This window comes from Streptomyces sp. NBC_00029 (assembly GCF_045160505.1).
Lineage (GTDB): Bacteria > Actinomycetota > Actinomycetes > Streptomycetales > Streptomycetaceae > Streptomyces.
The window spans coordinates 463,663-481,893 of sequence record NZ_CP108292.1 but is presented as its reverse complement, the minus strand read 5'-3'; the positions used below and the strand labels follow the sequence as shown (position 1 = coordinate 481,893).

Genomic DNA, 18,231 nt, shown 5'->3' with positions numbered 1-18,231 from the left:
GCGAGAGGCGGTCCGGCGTGACCGGAACGACGAAGACCCCCCGTGAGCGCTACCGGCAGCAGGTGCGCGAGGAGGTCAAGGAGAAGGCCTGGCAGCAGATCGCCGGATCCGGCGCCTCCGCGCTGTCCCTGAACGCGATCGCCAAGCAGATGGGCATGAGCGGGCCGGCGTTGTACCGGTACTTCGCCAACCGCGACGAGCTGATCACCGAACTCGTCCGCGACGCCTACCGCAGCCTCGCCGACGCCTTCATCGAGGCCGACGCCGGGGGAGCGGGCCGCCCCGGCCTCGCCGGCCTGGCGCACGTACTGCGCCGCTGGGCCCTGGAGGACCCGCACCGGTACTTCCTCGCCTACGGGACCCCGGTGCCCGGATATCACGCGCCGCAGGACATCACCGCGATCGCGGCGGAGCTGATGGCCGTCCTGCTCGACGCCTGCGCCGGGGCCGGGCCGGCCCAGGACGCGCAGTCCCGCGCCCTCGAGGACCACCTGGCCGCCCACCGCGAGTGGGCCGCGAGCCACCCGGACGCCCCGCCGGCGGCCCTGAGGCTGGCCCTGGCCTTCTGGAGCCGTATGCACGGAGCGCTGTCCCTGGAACTGGCGGGCCACTTCAACGGCATGGACCTGGACCCGGCCCTGCTCTTCGAGGCCGAGGTGGAGGCCCTGGTCGCCGGGTGAAACGGCGTACGCGCCGGGTCCCGTCGGCCCGGAGCCGACCGGGCCGGGCCCCGTCGGCCCGGCTCCGTCACGGATCGTCCTCCGCATGTCTGGTGCCGCAGCCCGCCGGGAAGGGATCATGGGCGGCGCGCGTTGGCCGTCATCGCCGCAGCGAAAGCAGGAGGTACGTGTGTCCACAGCGTCGAGTCGTGCGTCCGGGAGTTCCGAAGTCCCCCTGCTCCGCGAGACGATCGGGGACAACCTCGACCGGACCGTGCGGCGCTTCCCCGGCCGGGACGCCCTCGTGGACGTGGCCGCCGGCCGCCGGTGGACGTACGCCGAGCTGGCCGCCGACGTGGACGCCCTCGCCCTCGGACTGCTGGACCTCGGGATCGTCCGGGGCGACCGGGTCGGCATCTGGGCGCCCAACCGCGCCGAGTGGACGCTGGTGCAGTACGCCACCGCGAAGATCGGGGCGATCCTGGTCACCGTGAACCCGGCGTACCGCTCCCACGAACTGGAGTACGTGCTCGGGCAGTCCGGTATCCGACTGCTGATCGCGGCCGAGCGCTTCAAGAGCTCCGACTACGCAGCGATGATCGAGGAGGTCCGGCCGCGCTGCCCGGGGCTGGAGTTCACCGTCCTGTTCGACGGCCCGCGGTGGGACGCACTGCTGGAAGGCGGGCACGGGGCCGATCCGGCCGCACTGGCGCGGGTGCAGGCCGCACTGAGCCCGGACGATCCGATCAACATCCAGTACACCTCGGGCACCACGGGCTTCCCCAAGGGGGCCACCCTCTCGCACCACAACATCCTCAACAACGGCTTCTTCGTGGGCGAGCTGTGCGGATACGACGAACGCGACCGGGTGTGCATCCCCGTCCCCTTCTACCACTGTTTCGGCATGGTGATGGGCAACCTCGCCTGCACCAGCCACGGCGCGGCGATGGTGATCCCCGCACCTGCCTTCGAGCCGGCGGCGACGCTGGCCGCGGTGGAGGCGGAGGCATGCACCTCCCTCTACGGGGTTCCCACCATGTTCATCGCCGAGCTCGCCGCCCCCGGTTTCGACGGGTACGACCTGTCGAGCCTGCGCACCGGCATCATGGCGGGTTCTCCCTGCCCGGTGGAGGTCATGACCGAGGTGATCGAACGCATGGGGATGACCGAGGTCTCCATCTGTTACGGCATGACGGAGACCTCGCCCGTGTCCACCCAGACCCGGGTGGACGACTCGGTCGAGCGCCGGGTCTCCACGGTGGGCCGGGTCGGCCCGCACCTCGAGGTCAAGGTCGTCGATCCGCAGTCCGGCCGGACCGTCCCCCGCGGCACCCCGGGAGAACTGTGCACCCGGGGCTACTCCGTGATGCTCGGCTACTGGGGCGAGCCCGGGAAGACCGCCGAGGCCGTCAACCCGGAAGGCTGGATGCACACCGGCGACCTGGCCGTGATGGACGGTGACGGCTACCTGAGCATCACCGGGCGGATCAAGGACATGGTGATCCGGGGAGGCGAGAACCTCTACCCCCGCGAGATCGAGGAGTTCCTCCACGCCCACCCCGACGTGATGGACGTCCAGGTCATCGGGGTGCCCGACCCGAAGTACGGGGAGGAGCTGATGGCATGGGTCCGGATGCGCGAGGGGGCCGAGCCGCTGACCGCCCACGCCGTCCGCGCGTACTGCGCGGGGCGGCTCGCCCACTTCAAGATCCCCCGCTACGTCCACGTCGTGGAGGAGTTCCCGATGACCGTCACCGGAAAGATCCGCAAGATCGAGATGCGCGCCATGGCGACCCGTCTGCTGGAGGAGGCAAAGGAGGCGGGGGAGACGAAGGGAGCAGGGAAGGCGGAGGAAGCGGGGGAGGCGGCCACGGCAGGCGGGGCCTGACGGGCGCACCTCGGCCGGCCCCCCCGGGCGTGGTCGTGGTCAGTGCAGTCCGCTGTACGCCGCCATGAGGATCTCCGGGCCGCGGTCGTCCTCCTGCCGGTCGCGGTCGATCATCTGGTTCATCACGTAGGCCACGGTCATGCGCGAGCCGGGATCGCTCGCGACCAGCGAGCCGCCCCAGCCGCCCCAGCCGAAGGTGCTGCCGAACCTGCCGAAGCCCACCGTCCAGCACATCGGCGTCCTCAGGATGCGGTCCTCACCGCGGAACACCTCCTGCCAGGCGGGCTCGCACCCCTGGGGCGACAGCAGCCGCACGCCGCCGGCCGTTCCCCGGTTCGCCAGCACCGACTGGACGAGGGCGACGGACCGGGCGTTGCCGAATCCGTTCACCGCAGGGATCTGAGCGCGGCGCCAGGCCACCGAGTTGGTGTCCCCGACCCGGATCACGGCACCGGTGATCTCCCGGGGCACGCCGTCCGGTCCGGCCGGCGCGCCGGCGGCGTATTCGTCGGTCAGTGACGGCGGCGGGATGAGCGGGGCGACACGGTGATCGTGCTCGGCGGAGAGCCCGATGTGGAAGTCCGCGTCCAGCGGCCCGGCCACGGTCTCGGCGAAGAACTCGCCGAGGCTCTGGCCGGTGATCCGGCGGACGATCTCACCGATGAGGAACCCGAAGGTGAGCGCGTGATATCCGGCGGCCTTCCCCGGTTCCCATTGGGGTGCCTGCGCGGCGAGCCCGGCCGTCACACTGTCCCAGTCGTAGAGGTCCTCGACCGACGTCGGCCCGGGCAGGTCCGGCAGTCCCGCGGTGTGGGACAACACGTGCCGCACCAGCACGTTCTCCTTACCGGCCGCGGCGAATTCGGGCCAGTAGGCGGCGACCGGCGCTGACAGGTCGAGTTGGCCCCGGTCGGCCAGGACGAGCGCACACAGGGCGACCATGTTCTTGGTCGTGGAGTTCACCCCCGTGAGGGTGTCGCGCTCCCAGCCGACAGAGCGTTCCGCATCGGCGTACCCGCCCCAGATGTCGACCACCGGCTCGCCGTCGAGGTAGACGGCGACCGAGGCCCCCACGTCGTCCTTGGCCAGTGAAGCGGCGAGTGCCTCACGGACCGCCGCGAACCGCGGCTCGCACATTCCGTTGATATCGGTCATGGGTGCAAGCCTCGGGCGATGCCGGGGCCTCCTGCCCGACCATTCCCGCGCGGGTTTTGTAGGGCGGGGCCCGACCAGGTGGTTTCTGCTCCGGCTGGGCGGCCCGACGGCCGCGCGCGGTGAACGGCCCGGGCTTAGGCTCGGGTGCCGGCCGCTGCTGCTCCTGTGGCTGGTCGGCACGGTGGGCGTTCCTGCAAGGGGAGGCGCAGGAAGAGGAAGGGCGGATAGGCGTGTTGGAGCGGCTGAATCAGGCGCTGGACCACCTGGAGGGCTGCCTCACCCAGGAGGTCGACATCCCGGAGGTGGCCCGGATCGCCGCGGTGTCGGAGTACCACTTCCGGCGGATGTTCTCCACGCTCGCCGGGATGCCGCTCCCCGTCTACGTGCGGCGCCGGCGCATGACGCTCGCCGGGGCCGACGTGCTGGCCGGGGAGCTGACGCTGCTCGATGTCGCGGTGCGGTACGGGTACGGCTCGGGCGAGGCGTTCGCCCGGGCATTCAGGTCGGTGCACGGCATCGGTCCGGGCGAGGCCCGGCGTACGGGTGCGGTGCTCACCGCACAGCCGCGCATGTCCTTCCGCGTCGTCGTCGAAGGGCGTACGGCCATGCGGTACCGGATCGTGGAGAAGGAGCCGTTCCGTATCGTCGGCAGGAAGGCGCGGGTCCCCCTCGTGCACGAGGGGGTCAACGAAGCAGCCGCGGCGCACCTGGAGAGCCTGGACCGGCAGGCGATCGTCCGGATGAAGGAACTGCCGGCCCAGGAGCCGGAGGGAATCCTGTCAGCAGCGGTCCATCTGACCGACAGCCGGGAGGAGGGCACCGAGGTGGACTACTGGATCGGCGTGGTGACCGGTGCCGGAGCGACCGCCGAGGAACTCGACGCCCTCGACGTACCGGCCGGGACCTGGGCGGTCTTCGACAACCACGGGCCCTACCCGAGCGCCCTCCAGGAGCTGTGGCGAGACGTCTTCACGCAGTGGTTCCCCTCGAACCCGTACACGAGCCGCCCGGGTCCGGAACTCCTGCGGACGCAGCCCGTGGAGCCCGGCACGGAGACGGACTCCCAACTGTGGATCCCGGTCGAGCGGTCCGGCGCGAGCGCCGGGGCGTGAACGCGGGTACGTGAACGCGGGTCCCACAGGGCCGAAGCCATGGGCCGCGGGCGCGATCGGCCGGTCGCGGCCGGCGGTCGACTCAGTGGGCCCAGGGCAGGCGTACGGCCTCGATCTCCGCGTCGCCGAGGAGGGCTTCGACGAGTGGGGTCGGGCCGGCGAGCTTGGTGGCCCACAAGTCGTAGTCCGTGCACAGCACCCAGGACCGGTCGTGGGCCCAGAAGTTGGACGGGGTCCACCCGCCTTCGTCGGGGTGGTCGTACAGGGCCTTGGCGTCCCCGAGCCGGCCCGCCCGGACGTGCAGGTTCTCGAACTCCTCGGCCCCTTGGCCCAGCGGGGTGTAGTAGGCGAGGCAGCGGGTGTCCGCGCCCTGCGGGCTGTGCTCGGTGAGGATCTCGATCAGCCGGTTCCAGTCGGCACGGTCCAGGCTGCCCTCGGACGCACCGGTGATGCCGAGCGGCCAGCCGCCCGGCTCGCGGAGCGAGGGAAACGTCATGTAGCAGGGCAGATGTCCCTCGGGGGCCACGGGATCTCCGGTCCGCCGGGCGAGCTCTGACCAGCGCAGGCGGTGCCAGCGTGGTCCAGGGTGCTCGCCTCTGGACGGGGCGAAGGTGTTCGAGGGATCCGTGAAGACCTCCGCGGGGTCGAGGCCCGGGATGATCTCGGGTTCGGTGCTCTTGCGGTTCAGGAAGGCCCGCTGGTACTCGACGTACGACATGGCGAAGGGCCCGAGTTCGTGTTCGTACATGGAGTGGAGCACCCAGGCGGCATCGGGCAGCGCCGGCGGCATGAACCCGGTGAGCCCGTCGTCGTCGGCCAGTTCCCGCAGCCCGTCGGTCTCCGCGGACGAGGCGAGCGGCCAGCAGGCGGTCGCCACGGCCGCTGAGGTCTCGTACATCGGCTCAGGATATGTGCACGGCGTGCGGATCGTTTCGTCGTGGCGCAACTCTCCTGTGCGCATACGGGGATCGCGCTGCATCCTTCGGCCTACTGCGTTTTCGGTCCTGCGGAGGACGATCCTGCGGCTGCGTCGCGAGAGGGTTGATCCGTGAGAACAACCATCGGATACACCGTCGAAAGCATCGGCTACGTCATAGGAGCCCAGGGGCTCATCGGCTTCGCTTCGCAGGTCTTCTTCGGCGCGGAGTGGGGCTGGATCCACAAGGTCGTCGACCTTCCGTCCGCCGCTTACCTCGGCATCGTCGCCGTGGGGCTGGCGCTCGTCCTCGCCGGGGTGAAGACGCGGAAGGCGCCCGAGCGCCAGGAGGTCGCCTGATCGGCGAGCCGGCCCGCCGGACAGTCATGCGTGTTTCGCATGGCTGCCCTGCGAAGCCTGCGCTTGTCGCAGGCCTTGCAGGATCGCAGGATGGGCGGCATGACTTCCACACCGCACACGATCGCCGTCCTCGGCCTGGGGCGCATGGGCGGCGCGATCGCGACCCGGCTGGCCGGCCACGACCTCGACGTCATCGGCTGGACGCGTTCCGGGCGGCCCGCGGGCGCCGTCACGACGAGCAGCGATCCGAACGAGGCCGTGGCGAAGGCCGACCTCGTGCTCCTGGCGCTGTTCGACGGTCCCGCCTGCCGGCACGTTCTCGACGGTGTCCGCGCCTCGCTGCGCCCCGGCACGATCGTGGTGAACACCGGCACGATCGCCCCCGTCGAAGCGGCGAGCCTGGCCCGGCGGTTCGGTCCGGCCTACGTCCACGCACCCCTGCTCGGCTCCGTGCCGGCCGCCGGGGCCGGTGCCCTGCAGATCCTCGCCGCCGCCGAGCCCGGCACCCTCGACCGTGTCCTGCCGGTACTGGACCTGCTGGGCACCGTGCGCCGTATCGAGAACGCCTCCACCGCCGCCGCGCTCAAACTGATCGCCAACCACAGCCTGGCCGGCGGTCTTCTCGCCCTGCGGGACTCGCTGCGGCAGGCCGACGCCCTCGGCCTGACCCGGGAGCAGGCGCTCGACGTGCTCGAACTCGGCACGCTCGGCCGGCTGGTGGCCCGTAAGCGCTCCTTCCTCGGGAACCGTGCGGCAGCCGCCCCGGCCGAGTTCACGATCGGCGCGCTGGCCAAGGACATGGCCCTGCTCGCCGCCGCGTCCACGAGCCCCCTCCGCAGCGCGGCCGCGTTCACCGACGCCCGCGTCGGCCCCGAGGCCGACATCGCCCTCGCCGCGACGGTCCCCGCCGCGGAGGACGCCGTGCTCGCACCGCTGCGCGCCTACGTCCGTGGGCACGCCACCGGCGACCCCGCCCACTTCCGTGCCGCGTTCCTGCCCACCGCCCACGTCGAGGGGATCCGCGACGGCGCTTTCGTCTCATGGACGCTGGAGGAGTACTGCGCCCTCTTCACCGGCCGGGCCGCCCCGGACGAAGCGGCACGTTCCCGCCGCATCGACGCCCTCGACGTCCACGGCACCGTCGCCACGGCGACGATGACGCTCGCGCACGGAGCGGACACCTTCACCGACGTCTTCCTCCTGACCCGCGTGGACGGCACCTGGCGCATAGCCAACAAGGCCTACCACCGCCACCCCTGAGCCGGCGCGACGGCAGGGCCGGGGCCACGGCAGGGCCGGGGCCACGGCAGGGCCGCGGCCGACGGCGCCGCTCAAGGCAGCGGGCGCGCTACCGGGTGGCCTGGTCCCCGGGGCCGGTGACCGTCTCCGGGGGCCCGGTCACGTCCCGACCGCTCACAGTCCGACGACCTTGGCGCTCGCCGACAGCTCGTAGACCAGAGTGACCGTCCTGCGGCCGCCCGGGGGGAGCGTGACGTCCCAGCGGGCGATGCCCTCGGCGTCGACGGCGGCCGGCGCCGGCGAGCAGGCCTCCGTGCGCAGGCGCACCTCCACCGCCGAGACCTCGGAGACCGGGATCCGCTCCCGGAGGACGACCACCCGGTCGCCCTCGTCCCCGGGGGCTGAGAACCGGGACAGGTGAAGCCTCACCGTCCGGGTGACCACGGTCCGCTGGGTGAACCCTGCCGTGTCGCGGGACTCCTCGGCGTGGCGGACCACCCTGTGGTCGTCGCAACTGCCGAAGGCGAGCTCGACCCGTGCGCCCGGGGCGACGAAGTCCAGCGTGCCGCGTCCGCCGAATCCGCTGCCGCGGACCAGGTCCACGGGGCCGGCGAGCAGCGCGTGGCCGGACCGGTTGTCGAAGGACACCACCTGGGTGACCAGCGGCGACAGCTCCGGCGAGCACGCGTACTCGCGGTCCGCGGCGGTCGTGAAGGCGGACAGCGGCACCCGGTGGGCGCGGCCGTCCCCGCGCACGGAGACCGGTACGGGGGAGTGCAGCACCCGCGCCTCGCCGCCGTCGTCCACCCCCGGCAGGCCCAGTACGGCGGCCGTCGGGCCGAGATCCGCGATCTCCTCCTCGCGCAGCTCGACATCGACCGTACGGCGCTCCGCCGGGGTGCGGTCGCCCAGCGTGAGGCGGTCCTCGCCCAGCCGCGGTGGATCGGTGGCCAGTGCCGACCGGGCCGTCGACAGGGTCAGCCGTACGTCGGACCAGTCCTCGCCGGTGCGCTGCCAGACCATCGCGTCGGTCTCCAGCGTCAGCGCGTCCCCGTCGAGCACGGCCCGGTAGGCGGGTCGCCACAACGCACACGGGACGAGGTGGCTCAGGCGCAGGCGGACCGGACCGGAGGCCGTGCTGTCCACGGTCAGCTCGATGTGCCCCACCAGTTCGGCGGGTTCCGACTCGGAGAGGTCCATGGCCCGCCGGGTCTCGCCGAGTTCGAGGGCGAGGGCGGCCAAGCGCGCGTTCACGGTGCGCAGTTCCTCACCGTACGTGTCGCGCTCGCTGTCCACGCGGTCCAGTTCGCGGCCCCACCGCGGGCCGTCGGCCTCCCCGGAACCGGCGCCTTCGCCGATCTCCCGCAGCAGATCCGCGGCGAGGCGGCCGAGGACGTCGAGGCGGACGTGCAGCCGGTCGCGGCGCCGGCCCAGGGCGACCTGCTCCTCCTCGAGGGTGTGCACACGGTGCCGCAGGACGGAGTCGTCGTCGGCGGACGGCCGCGGTCCGCGCGGCTCCCAGCTGCGGACGATCCGTGCGTCGAGCACGGTGGCCGGGTGATCGGCGGTCAGCTCGGCGTGGAGCGTACGGTCGACCGCCAGCGCGCTGACCGGTCCGAGACGCAGCCGCTGGACCCCCGCCTCCAGGTCCAGGACGAGGGCGCGCTCGATGTGGGCGCGGTCCTCCAGACAGGTGACGGCGGTGACGGGAAGGGCGATCGGCTTCGGGGCCGTGGGCATGGTGGTGTCAGCTCCTGCGGTTGCCGCCGACCAGGGCCTTGCCGGCCGGGATGCGGATCTCGTAGCCGCCGTCGAGGGCGGTGGTGGCGCCGGCGGGCAGGTCCACCCGCCAGATGCGGGTGCCGGAGACATGGTGTTCCGGCCCCTCGCCCACCTCGGGGGCCGTCCAGGCTGCGCGTTCCTCGATCCGGACGTCCGGATCGGAGGTGACGGGCACGCGCTCGTGGACCTCCACGGTGACGGGCGCCGCGAGCCGGTTGGCCAGCTCCACGTGGACGTGGTGGTCGAGCACGGTGGTGTTGTTGCGCAGACCCGAGGTCGACTCGCGCAGGTTCGTACGACGGGTGACCCGGATGCCCTCGGCGGGCCCGAGGCCCACCCGGCGGACCCCGCCGGGTGCGAGCGTGGGCAGGGCGGCCGTCAGCAGGAAGTCGTCGTCGACGGTGACCTCCACCGGGCCGGCCAGCAGTGCCTGACCGGTGGCGTTCGAGAGCACCAGCGTCGCGTACACGGTCTGTTCCACGGACGGCACGCAGACGTACTCGGTGCGCAGACCGACCGGGATCTCGCCGACGGTGACGGTGTGCCAGGTGCCGTCCGACGGAATGTCGGCGCGAGCGGCCGCATCGAAACGGTGGTCGAAGGAGCCCGCCGACTCTCGGGGGCGCACGGCGTGCCCGGGCAGGGGCAGTGAGCCCACGGCCTCGGCGCGGCGGCGGTGTTCGGCCGCCGCCGGGTCCACGGGGGAGCCGGGGAACAGGCGGCCCCTGCGACCGCCCGGCTCCTCGGGCCCGGACAGGACGAGGCCGGCGTAGTCGAGCTCGGCGCCGCTCGGCTGCGGCGGTCCGGCGGCCGGTTCCGGTACCGCAGGGGGCGCGGCCCGGCCGGGGGCGGCGGGCGCCTTGGGGGCCGGGGGCCCCGCGGGGGCCCCCGGGCCGCCCCGCTGCCGGGCGGCGGACCGTGGGGGCGCGGGCGGCGCGGGTGCCGGCTGAGCGAAGTCGGGCAGCGCGCCGCCGAACCCCTGCGGGGGCGCGCCGTACGTGCCGCCGGGCACCGGCAGGGCGCCGTAGGCCTGCGGTGCCGGAGCCGCGGAGGGCATCGACGGAGGGGCGAGGGCGGGCGCCGGAGCGGGCGGCGGCGGTGGCGGTACGGGACCGGCTGCCGAGCCGACCCTGAGCCCCGCGGGCACGGCAGTCGGGACCTGGCGGCGGCGGCCGGCCGCCTCGTACCCGGTGAACAGGTCGCCCAGACCCGCCGGTGGCTCGCGCCAGCCGGACGGCGCGGGGGCGGGCTGACGGCGTCCGACGCGCACCGAGCGCAGCTTCGGCAGGTCGGTGCGGCGCCGCAGGTCGGCGGTGGCCAGGGCGATCCGCACGCCGGTCCAGTCCTCACCGGTGCGCTGGGCGACCGAGGCACGCAGCACCAGGCGGCCGTCGCCGTCCCCCTGACGGTGCGTGAGCCGGTAGGCCGGCACCCAGACGGCGCCCGGAACCCCGTACTCCAGCTCCAGTTCGACTTCCCCGTCACCCTCCGCGGCACCGGCGCCGTCCAGCGTCAGGAGGGCGGAGACCGTGGTCTCCACGTGCGCCGACGGCGCGTCGGTGGAGGCGCGGGCGAGCCGGTCGACGGCGATGCCCAGTTCGTGCTCGGCGTCGCGCAGCGCCTCCTCCAGCTCGACGAGGCGGGCGTGCAGTGCCGCCAGCCGGCCGTCGACGAAGTCGGCGAGCTCCAGCCAGGCATCGACCGCGGTGCGGCGGTGCGGGTCCTCTGGGTTGCGGACCGGCGGCACCGGGTGCAGGGCCCTGACCTCCTCGATCAGGCCCAGCTGTCGGTCCCGGCGGCCCTGCGCCGCCGCGTGCGCGTCCCGCAGGCGCAGGGCCTCACGTCGCAGTGCGTCGGGCGAGCCGGTGCCGGGCGTCCCGGCCTCGACCTCCACCCGTGCCTCGGTGACGCGTACCCCGGAGGCGCCGAGCACGGCGGCCCGCAGTGAGCCCGGGTCCAGCGAGCGGGGCAGGCCCGTGACGCGCACCCGCCCGTCCGGCGGCACGATGCCCCTGACCAGACGGCGGCAGAGGGCGCCCTGCGCGTACACCACGACCGAATCGAGGGTCGAGTTCCACCTCTGTGCCGGATCCACCGTCATGTACTCCGCCCCCTGCTGAGTTCGTTCCGGTCGAAGCCTACGCCCGAGCGGCGTGCGCGAGGTGTCGAGGCCGGATGTCAGTGGCCTGTCGTACGGTCAGGGGCGTGAGCACGTCCGACGAAGCCCGTGAAATCGCCCTCGCCCTCCCGGAGACGACCGAGAAGGAAGCCTGGGCCATGCCCACCTTCCGGGTCGCCGGGAAGATGTTCCTGACCCTGCCCGACGACGAGACCTCGTTGGCCGTCCGCTGCCCGAAGGAGGAGCGCGACGAGCTGGTCCGGGCCGAGCCCGGGAAGTTCTGGGTCGCGGACCACGAGGCGTCGTTCGCCTGGGTGCGGGCGCGCCTGGCGGCGCTCGACGACATCGACGAGCTCCGTGCGATCGTCGTCGACTCCTGGCGCCAGGCCGCTCCGCCCCGGCTGCTCCAGGTCCACCCCGAGCTCGCGTCGCCGGACCTGCCCGCGGGCCCGGGGTGACGCCGCGGCCGGCCTCGCGTCGGCCTCCTGCGGCCTTGCGTCGGCCTCTGGCGGCTCTCGAGGGCTCTCGCGGCTCGCGACGACACAAGACGCTCCGTCGGCTCCCCGTGGGCCCCACCGGCGTCCGTCGGCTCCCAGCGGCTGCCGTGGGCTCGCCGGGACGGGCGGGAACCGACGCGGGGGAGGGTATGGGGGGACGATGGTGACGTGCGAAAGGTTCCGCGGCGCGATCAGAAGGCCGACCGGCGAGCGCTGAGAGAGACACTGGTCGGGGGCTGCGCCGACGCGGGAGCGTCCATCGGCATGCTCTACCTGCCGGACCCCGACCCCGTCCGCCGCGTGCTGCACCTGGCCCTGACCTCAGGACTCTCCCGCGAGTTCGCCGCGCCCTGGTCCCGTGTCGGCCTGGACGACCCCATCCCGGTGGCAGACGCCGTCCGCGACGGCCGGCTGGTCTGGCTCGGTGGCCAGGAGGACACGGCCCGCCACTACCCGCGCCTGGGCCTCGTCCTCCCGTACGACTTCGCGCTCGCCGCGGTCCCGCTGAGCGCGGATTCCGGCGACCGGGCCCCGGAGCCGACGGGGGCCGGGCTGGTGTTCCTGTGGCCGGGCTCGCACGGACCCGACCTCGACCACCGGGAGCGCCGGGCCCTGGAATCGGCCCGCAGCCGGCTCACGCGCATCCTGCTCCGGGCCGCCGGCGAAGGCCTGCCGCTGCGGCCGGCGCCGCATCCGGTCGTCCTGCGACCGCTCCCGCCCCCCACACCCGGCCCGGCCGAGGCCGCGGCCACCAAGGCCTTCGTCCGGCGCCTCCCCGGCGGCAACTGCGCACTCGACCTGAACGGCACCATCACCTTCATCACCCCCGAGGCGGCCGACCTGCTCGGTGCGCCCGTATCCAGCCTGCTCGGAGCCCTGCCGTGGGAGGCCCTTCCCTGGATGGACACCCCCACCATCGAGAACCACTACCGGGCCGCGGCGATGAGCCGGCTGCCGCGGAGTTTCACCGCAGGACGCCCCACCGGGCAGCAGCTGTGCTTCGACCTCTACCCGGACAACACGGGAATCAGTGTCCGCATCACCACGGGGAGTGACCGGGCCGGCCCGCCGGAGTTCTTCCCCGATGCGGCTCCCGAGGACACCGCGCCCAGCCGGGCCACCGCGCTCTACCCGCTCATGCTGCTGGCCGCCACCCTCACCGAGGCCGCCCACGCGCAGGACGTCGTGGAGAAGGCCGCGGACCAGATCGTGCCGTCGCTGGGAGCGCACGCCCTGGCCCTCCTGGCCGAGCAGGACGGGCGGGTGCGGATCGTCGGACACCGCGGGTACTCCGCCGCACACCTGGCGGCCCTGGACGGAACCCCCGTCTCGGCCGACACCGCCATCACCAAGATCCTGCGCACCGCCACCCCCCTGTTCTTCGGCGAGGTGAGCGAGCTCCTGGCCGCCCACCCGGACGCGGCCATCGAGGAGGGCATGGCGGCCTGGGCCTTCCTGCCCCTGATCGCGTCCAAGCGGCCCATCGGCTCCCTCGTCCTCGCCTACGGCCACCCCCGCACCTTCGCCCCCGGTGAGCGCGCCGTCCTGACCTCGATCGCCGGTCTCATCGCGCAGGCGCTGGACCGGGCCCGCCTCTACGACGCCACCCACCAGCTCGCCCGCAGTCTGCAGACCGGCCTCCTGCCCCACACCCTGCCCCGCGTCCCCCGCCTCGAAGTGGCCGCCCGCTACCTGCCGGCCGCGTACGGCCTCGACATCGGCGGCGACTTCTACGACCTCATCCGCATCGACGACACCACCGTCGCGGCGGCCATCGGCGACGTACAGGGCCACAACGTGAACGCCGCCGCTCTCATGGGCCAGGTCCGCACCGCCGTCCACGCCGGCGCCGGCGCACCCCCGGAACAGGTCCTCTCCCGTACCAACCGGCTCGTGACCGACCTGGAACAGGGACTGTTCACCAGCTGCCTGTACATCCACATCGACCTCGCCGGCCGCACCGCCCGCCTGGCCTCCGCCGGCCACCCGCCGCCCCTGCTGCGCCACCCCGGCGGGACGGCCGGAATGCTGGACCTGCCCGCCGGCCTGCTCCTCGGCATCGACCCCGAGGCCTCGTACACCGCCGTCGAGATCCCCTTCGGCCCCGGCGACCTCCTCGCCCTCTACACCGACGGGCTCGTCGAAGCTCCGGGCCGGGACATCGAGGAGGCCATCGGGGCGGTCGCGGCCCTCGTCACCGACGCCCCCGGGAGCCGCCCGCTCGCCGAGCTGGCGGACGAACTCATCGAGCACGCCCACCGCGACGCTCCCCGCACCGATGACATCGCCCTCCTGCTGCTGCGCACCGACGGGCCCGACGCCGCCTCGGATCCGCCGGGTCCTCACGCCCGCTGACCCGCCTCGGGTCCCGTCCGCGCTGCCTTCGGCGCTCCGTGTTCCGCGCCCGGACGGACCAGCATCTTGCCGGTGTCGGCGCCGCTGAGCACCCCGAGGAGGGCCTCGGCCGCGCGCTCGATCCCGTCGGTGACGGTCTCCTCCGTACGAAGGGTGCCGTCGGCGAGCCGGGCGGCCGCCGTGCCGATCCACTCCGGGAACAGGTCGAAGTGGCTGGAGACCAGCAATGCCGCGCAGGGTCACCTCGCGGGCCGCGGCCCGGAAGAGGTTGTCGGGCCCCGGGGCGGGCCGTGTGGCGTTGTAGCCGCTGATCGCACCGACCATCGCGATCCGCCCGCCGGGGCGGATCGCTCCGATGGCGGCCCGGAGGTGGTCGCCGCCGACGGCGTCGAGGTAGACGTCGATGCCCTCGGGGGCGGCCTGGGCGAGCTGACCCGGCAGATCGCCCAGGCGGTGGTCGACGGCCGCGTCGTAGCCGAACACGTCCAACAGCTTCTTCGTCTTGTGGGAGCCGCCGGCCGAGCCGACGACCCGCGACGCGCCCAACTGCCGTGCCAACCGACCGGCGATGCGCCTCGCCGTCCGACTGCCTCGGCGTGCTGGGCACCACGGTCCTGACCGCGTACGCAGCGCTCACCCGTACCGCGCCGGTCAGGGAGGGCGACGTCGTCTTCGTCTCCGCCGCGGCCGGGGCGGTGGGCGGCGGAGGCCCGCCTCCGCGAGGCGCTGGGGGAGGAGGCCTTCGCGGCCGCCTTCGCCCACGGCCGCGCCCTGCCACCACAAGCCCAGGTCGCCCTGATCGAACGCACCGGGCCCGCCAGCGCCACCGGCCCCACGGACTCGGCCGCTGCGCCGCTGCGGTCACCGTAGGCGCGGGGCCGGACGAGGCCGGCCGTGGAGCTCCCACGTCGGAGCCGGGTCGGAGCCGGGGCAGAGCCGGGTCGGAGCCGGGCGGCCACCCGGGTCGGGACCCGGGTGGTATTTCCGGCCAAATCTTGGCATGGCCCTGACAGGCTCCTGACACTTCATGACGCCTGTGGGACTCTCCCGGCACGCACTCCGCACACTCTGTGAGGCCCAGCGCCTCGCCCACCCCCACCAGTACGTGGCATGGAGGAGCGAACCATGAAGCACGTCACGCCCCACATCCGCAGCGCCCGCACCACCCGTATCTCACGCCTCGCCGGCATCGCGACGCTCGTCGTCGCGGCGGCCTTCACCGGTACCGGCACTGCCCTCGCGCAGGGATCCGGTGCCTCGGCCGCCGACCAGAAGGTCGACGGCGTGATGGTGGTCGCCGGCAACAGCTGCAGCTGGACCAATGCGAGCACCAGCGCCCTTCCCCCGAACGCTCTCACGGTCGACCGCACCACGATCAACGCCCCGGGTGGCAATCTGGCCTGCGGCGGCGGCATCAGCGCCTCCCTCAACAACAACCCCGCCTTCACGTTCGACGACGCCGCGGGCACGGCGCGGACCGATCTGATCGACATCACCGGCCGGCAGAGCTTCATCTCCTGCCGGTACAAGGCGACGGGCATCGTGTGGGACCGCGACGCGACGAGCCTGAAGTACGTCAACCGGGCCTTCACGGCCGCCAAGGCCTCGGGCAGCTTCCTGTGTCCGGGATCGGTCACCACCCCGGCCGGGGACGCGTCCATGCTGTTCCACTGATCCGGAGACCGGCTCCGGAGGGGGCCGGTCCCCACCCACGAGGCGGCCGTCGCGCTCAGGCGGGCGGTGCGGACGGCTCCGGTCGCCGGACGCACCGCCCTTCCCGCGAGGACGCACCCGTGCCCCCTACCCCCGTACCCCCGTGCCCTCCTCGGTCTGCGCACCCCGGCCGGCCGGTGGGGCCGAGAGCGGTTCAGGTCGGCTCGGTGCGTGCTCCGGCCAGGGAGTTGAGCAGGGCGGCAGCCCGTTCGGCGCCGTCCACACTCACCGCGAAGTCCTTGCCCCCGGCCCGGACGACCAGGCATTCGCCGCTCCGCAGCATCACCGTCGTGCCGAGCCCGCTCAGCCGGTAGCCCCAGCCCCCGACCTGCGCCGGTGTCCGGATCTCGGCCCGGGCCCACTCGATGTCCGCCGCGTCCCAGCGCCGCACCGGCCACCCGAGGGGCCCGAACGCCACGTCCAGACCGTGCTCGGCGACCCGTACGCGTACGGAGGAGCAGGCCAGCACCGTCAACGAGACGAACGCGAACGGCAGGATCAGCAGCCACATCGGCTCCGTCAGGCCGCCGAGCCCGACGAGCAGAGCAGCCAGCGCGACCACCCCGGCGACGGCCGAGAGCAGGAACAGCCACCGGTTCTCGGTGTATGCGAGCCACATGCGCCGCTCGTCGGCCGGTATGTCCATCCGCGGGGCCTGCCCGTGCGCGGCGGGGAAGGCCGGCCGGCCGTGCATCAGCATCCCCATAAGCCCGGCCGCGAACGCCGCCACGACCGTCACCACGGCGCCGACGGTGACGGAGTCCGCGTCCCGCCAGTCGGCGTGGGAGAGGTTCGCCCGCACGATCGTGGCCTGCTCCCCGGCGAGCAGCACCCCGCACGAGAGCAGCACCGCTGCGCGCCACCGGCGCGCCGCCCGCCAGAACACGGCGCCGGCGACGAGCGCGGTGCAGGGCCGAGACCGGCAGCAGCACGACGGCCCGGAGCGGAAGGGAGCCGTCGGGATCCCCGTGAAAAACGGCTCCCACGGTCGAACCGGATTGCAAGGTCCCTCGTGTGAGGGGCATGAACACGCCTTCCACAGGCCTCCGCGCGAGAGCCTCCGAGCACGCACTCCTGCCGCTGCGCCTCTTCCTCGGCGTCACGTTCGTCTACGCGGGTCTGGACAAACTGACCGATCCGGCGTTCCTGTCCGCCACCGGAGACGGCTCCATCGGGCAGCAGATGGAGGCGGTGCGGGACGCAGCTGCCGTTCCCGGGATGATCGACTTCGCGCTGACCCGCCCGGTCGGCTTCGCCATGGCGATCGCCGCCGGGGAACTGGCCGTCGGGCTGGGCGCCCTGGTCGGTCTGCTGACCCGCACCGCGGCCCTCGGCGGCGCACTGATCTCGCTCAGCCTGTGGCTGACGATGAGCTGGTCCACCACCCCGTACTACTTCGGCGCGGACCTGATCTACCTGCTGGCCTGGACCCCGCTGCTCCTCGCCGGCGCGCCCGCGCTGTCCCTCGACGCGCTGCTCCACCGGCGGCGCCGCGCCACTGCGCCGGTGCGCACCGATACCGGTCCGCGTCTGACCCCCGTCGCTTCCCCCGAGGGCGGCCGACGGGGCCGGCCCCGGGCCCGGGCCCGGGCCCGCGTCAGTCCGTGACCCGCTCCAGCGGGCGGACCGTCACCGCGACGCCCTCCTCCTTGCCGACGGCCCTGCGGATCTCCGCGTCCACCGGGAGCTCGTGGCGGCCGTCGCCCAGCGCCACGAGGACGCACGACGGCGCCCCCGCCCCGGTCTGACCGGAGAGGGGGCGCCTGGGTATCGGCGAACGGGATCGGCGAACGGCTCAGAGAGCGCTCTTCGACGCGCTGACGACGACGCATTCCTTGTACTCGCTGCCGTTGCCCTTGCCCGTGTACGGCGTGGTGGCCTCGGCCTGCTGCGACGCACCCGCCTTGACGGTGAGGCCGGTGACCTTGGCTTGGGCGGAGCTCGCGGCCGAGGCGGCGTCCCCGCGGAACTTCATGGTGATGTTGTAGGTGTAGTCCACGGAGCCGGTGTTGGTGACGGTGATCTTGGCCACGAGGTTCTTGCCCGAGGGGTCCATCTTGCAGGCGTCGATCTTGATGTCGCGCTCGGCCTTGTTGTTGCTGGACCCGCCGGTGACGGACGTTCCGCCCGAAGTGCTGGTGCTGCCGCTGGTGCTGTCACTGTCGTGGTTGCTGCCACCGGTGGTGCTCCCGCTGGAACTGCTGGACCCGCTGGAGCCCGAGCCGGAACTGCTGCCGCCGCAGCTGCCGCCGTGGGAGCCACGGGCTCCGGTGAGTGCGAAGATTGCGATACCGAAGACGGCGACCGCGCGGACATGGCGAAGCTTCACGTCAACCCCGTTGGAATGTCAGTATGTGAGAAGCCCAACTTGATGGGCTCATGACACCCTAACAGCGGTTGGGCGGCCCTCGGTCCACCACGCGCCGCGGGTCGCGT

16 protein-coding genes and 3 pseudogenes are annotated in these 18,231 nt (G+C 73.3%); 10 read left to right on the top strand and 9 right to left on the bottom strand.

Annotation, left to right across the window (positions count from 1 at the left end; translation table 11 throughout):
• Positions 1 to 17 precede the first annotated feature (17 nt).
• Together OG753_RS02395 and OG753_RS02390 are read left to right on the top strand one after the other, a co-directional pair.
• Positions 18 to 680, top strand: a complete 663-nt coding sequence (locus OG753_RS02395; protein ID WP_327260402.1) for a TetR/AcrR family transcriptional regulator — start codon at positions 18 to 20, stop codon at positions 678 to 680.
• Between the two features lie 118 nt (positions 681 to 798).
• On the top strand, positions 799 to 2,547 hold the full coding sequence (locus OG753_RS02390) for an AMP-binding protein (RefSeq protein ID WP_405792506.1): 1,749 nt from the start codon (positions 799 to 801) through the stop codon (positions 2,545 to 2,547).
• Positions 2,548 to 2,586: 39 nt separating this feature from the next.
• Here OG753_RS02390 and OG753_RS02385 read toward each other — a convergent pair whose 3' ends face one another.
• Positions 2,587 to 3,702, bottom strand: coding sequence for a serine hydrolase domain-containing protein (locus OG753_RS02385; RefSeq protein ID WP_405786900.1), 1,116 nt, complete (start codon positions 3,700 to 3,702; stop codon positions 2,587 to 2,589).
• 230 nt (positions 3,703 to 3,932) lie between these two features.
• Between OG753_RS02385 and OG753_RS02380 the strand changes: the two genes are divergently transcribed.
• Positions 3,933 to 4,814 carry a GyrI-like domain-containing protein gene (locus tag OG753_RS02380; protein WP_405786899.1) on the top strand — a complete coding sequence of 294 codons (882 nt, stop codon included), beginning with the start codon at positions 3,933 to 3,935 and terminating at the stop codon, positions 4,812 to 4,814.
• Between the two features lie 82 nt (positions 4,815 to 4,896).
• Here the strand turns inward: OG753_RS02380 and OG753_RS02375 are convergent, their stop codons facing one another.
• Positions 4,897 to 5,712: a hypothetical protein gene (locus OG753_RS02375; RefSeq protein WP_405786898.1), complete on the bottom strand. Its 816-nt coding sequence runs from the start codon at positions 5,710 to 5,712 to the stop codon at positions 4,897 to 4,899.
• Positions 5,713 to 5,862: 150 nt separating this feature from the next.
• Between OG753_RS02375 and OG753_RS02370 the strand changes: the two genes are divergently transcribed.
• Positions 5,863 to 6,090 carry a hypothetical protein gene (locus OG753_RS02370; protein ID WP_327260397.1) on the top strand — a complete coding sequence of 76 codons (228 nt, stop codon included), beginning with the start codon at positions 5,863 to 5,865 and terminating at the stop codon, positions 6,088 to 6,090.
• 90 nt (positions 6,091 to 6,180) lie between these two features.
• The gene (locus OG753_RS02365; protein WP_405786897.1) at positions 6,181 to 7,350 is read left to right on the top strand and encodes a nuclear transport factor 2 family protein; all 1,170 of its coding nucleotides are present in this window, start codon (positions 6,181 to 6,183) and stop codon (positions 7,348 to 7,350) included.
• Positions 7,351 to 7,503: 153 nt separating this feature from the next.
• On the opposite strand, the gene OG753_RS02360 is transcribed toward OG753_RS02365, so the two are convergent.
• A complete protein-coding gene (locus tag OG753_RS02360) occupies positions 7,504 to 9,069 on the bottom strand; it encodes a mucoidy inhibitor MuiA family protein (protein WP_405786895.1) in 1,566 nt (521 codons plus the stop codon).
• Between the two features lie 7 nt (positions 9,070 to 9,076).
• Positions 9,077 to 11,212 carry a DUF4139 domain-containing protein gene (locus OG753_RS02355; RefSeq protein WP_405786894.1) on the bottom strand — a complete coding sequence of 712 codons (2,136 nt, stop codon included), beginning with the start codon at positions 11,210 to 11,212 and terminating at the stop codon, positions 9,077 to 9,079.
• A 74-nt stretch (positions 11,213 to 11,286) separates the two neighbouring features.
• Here OG753_RS02355 and OG753_RS02350 point away from each other — a divergent pair, with 74 nt between their 5' ends.
• Positions 11,287 to 11,688, top strand: coding sequence for an MmcQ/YjbR family DNA-binding protein (locus OG753_RS02350; protein WP_327260393.1), 402 nt, complete (start codon positions 11,287 to 11,289; stop codon positions 11,686 to 11,688).
• Positions 11,689 to 11,991: 303 nt separating this feature from the next.
• On the top strand, positions 11,992 to 14,082 hold the full coding sequence (locus tag OG753_RS02345; RefSeq protein ID WP_405792504.1) for a SpoIIE family protein phosphatase: 2,091 nt from the start codon (positions 11,992 to 11,994) through the stop codon (positions 14,080 to 14,082).
• Here OG753_RS02345 and OG753_RS02340 read toward each other — a convergent pair.
• Entirely contained in the window at positions 14,070 to 14,309 is a 240-nt protein-coding gene (locus OG753_RS02340) for a hypothetical protein (RefSeq protein ID WP_405786893.1), read from the bottom strand. The genes OG753_RS02345 and OG753_RS02340 overlap by 13 nt on opposite strands.
• 52 nt (positions 14,310 to 14,361) lie before the next feature.
• A pseudogene (locus tag OG753_RS02335) lies at positions 14,362 to 14,628 on the bottom strand (zinc-binding dehydrogenase); the annotation flags it as partial.
• A 26-nt stretch (positions 14,629 to 14,654) separates the two neighbouring features.
• Here OG753_RS02335 and OG753_RS02330 point away from each other — a divergent pair.
• Positions 14,655 to 14,783: pseudogene (locus tag OG753_RS02330) on the top strand (NADP-dependent oxidoreductase); the annotation flags it as partial.
• Between the two features lie 424 nt (positions 14,784 to 15,207).
• Entirely contained in the window at positions 15,208 to 15,756 is a 549-nt protein-coding gene (locus OG753_RS02325) for a hypothetical protein (protein ID WP_327260390.1), read from the top strand.
• A gap of 193 nt (positions 15,757 to 15,949) precedes the next feature.
• Here OG753_RS02325 and OG753_RS02320 read toward each other — a convergent pair whose 3' ends face one another.
• Positions 15,950 to 16,645 (bottom strand): hypothetical protein, encoded by a 696-nt coding sequence (locus OG753_RS02320; protein ID WP_405786892.1) that lies wholly within the window; start codon positions 16,643 to 16,645, stop codon positions 15,950 to 15,952.
• Positions 16,646 to 16,818: 173 nt separating this feature from the next.
• On the opposite strand from OG753_RS02320, the pseudogene OG753_RS02315 reads away from it, so the two are divergent.
• Positions 16,819 to 17,289, top strand: a pseudogene (locus OG753_RS02315) (DoxX family protein); the annotation flags it as partial.
• A gap of 103 nt (positions 17,290 to 17,392) precedes the next feature.
• On the opposite strand, the gene OG753_RS02310 reads toward OG753_RS02315, so the two are convergent.
• Together OG753_RS02310 and OG753_RS02305 are read right to left on the bottom strand one after the other, a co-directional pair.
• Positions 17,393 to 17,566: a DUF1905 domain-containing protein gene (locus OG753_RS02310; RefSeq protein ID WP_327266631.1), complete on the bottom strand. Its 174-nt coding sequence runs from the start codon at positions 17,564 to 17,566 to the stop codon at positions 17,393 to 17,395.
• Between the two features lie 24 nt (positions 17,567 to 17,590).
• A complete protein-coding gene (locus tag OG753_RS02305; RefSeq protein WP_327260388.1) occupies positions 17,591 to 18,124 on the bottom strand; it encodes a hypothetical protein in 534 nt (177 codons plus the stop codon).
• Positions 18,125 to 18,231: the final 107 nt, after the last annotated feature.

Coding starts and splice junctions, on each gene's coding strand:
- OG753_RS02390 (WP_405792506.1), top strand. CDS start 799: ATGGGCGGCGCGCGTTGGCCGTCATCGCCGCAGCGAAAGCAGGAGGTA.
- OG753_RS02385 (WP_405786900.1), bottom strand. CDS start 3,702: ATGACCGATATCAACGGAATGTGCGAGCCGCGGTTCGCGGCGGTCCGT.
- OG753_RS02375 (WP_405786898.1), bottom strand. CDS start 5,712: ATGTACGAGACCTCAGCGGCCGTGGCGACCGCCTGCTGGCCGCTCGCC.
- OG753_RS02365 (WP_405786897.1), top strand. CDS start 6,181: ATGGGCGGCATGACTTCCACACCGCACACGATCGCCGTCCTCGGCCTG.
- OG753_RS02360 (WP_405786895.1), bottom strand. CDS start 9,069: ATGCCCACGGCCCCGAAGCCGATCGCCCTTCCCGTCACCGCCGTCACC.
- OG753_RS02355 (WP_405786894.1), bottom strand. CDS start 11,212: ATGACGGTGGATCCGGCACAGAGGTGGAACTCGACCCTCGATTCGGTC.
- OG753_RS02350 (WP_327260393.1), top strand. CDS start 11,287: ATGTCAGTGGCCTGTCGTACGGTCAGGGGCGTGAGCACGTCCGACGAA.
- OG753_RS02345 (WP_405792504.1), top strand. CDS start 11,992: ATGCTCTACCTGCCGGACCCCGACCCCGTCCGCCGCGTGCTGCACCTG.
- OG753_RS02325 (WP_327260390.1), top strand. CDS start 15,208: ATGAAGCACGTCACGCCCCACATCCGCAGCGCCCGCACCACCCGTATC.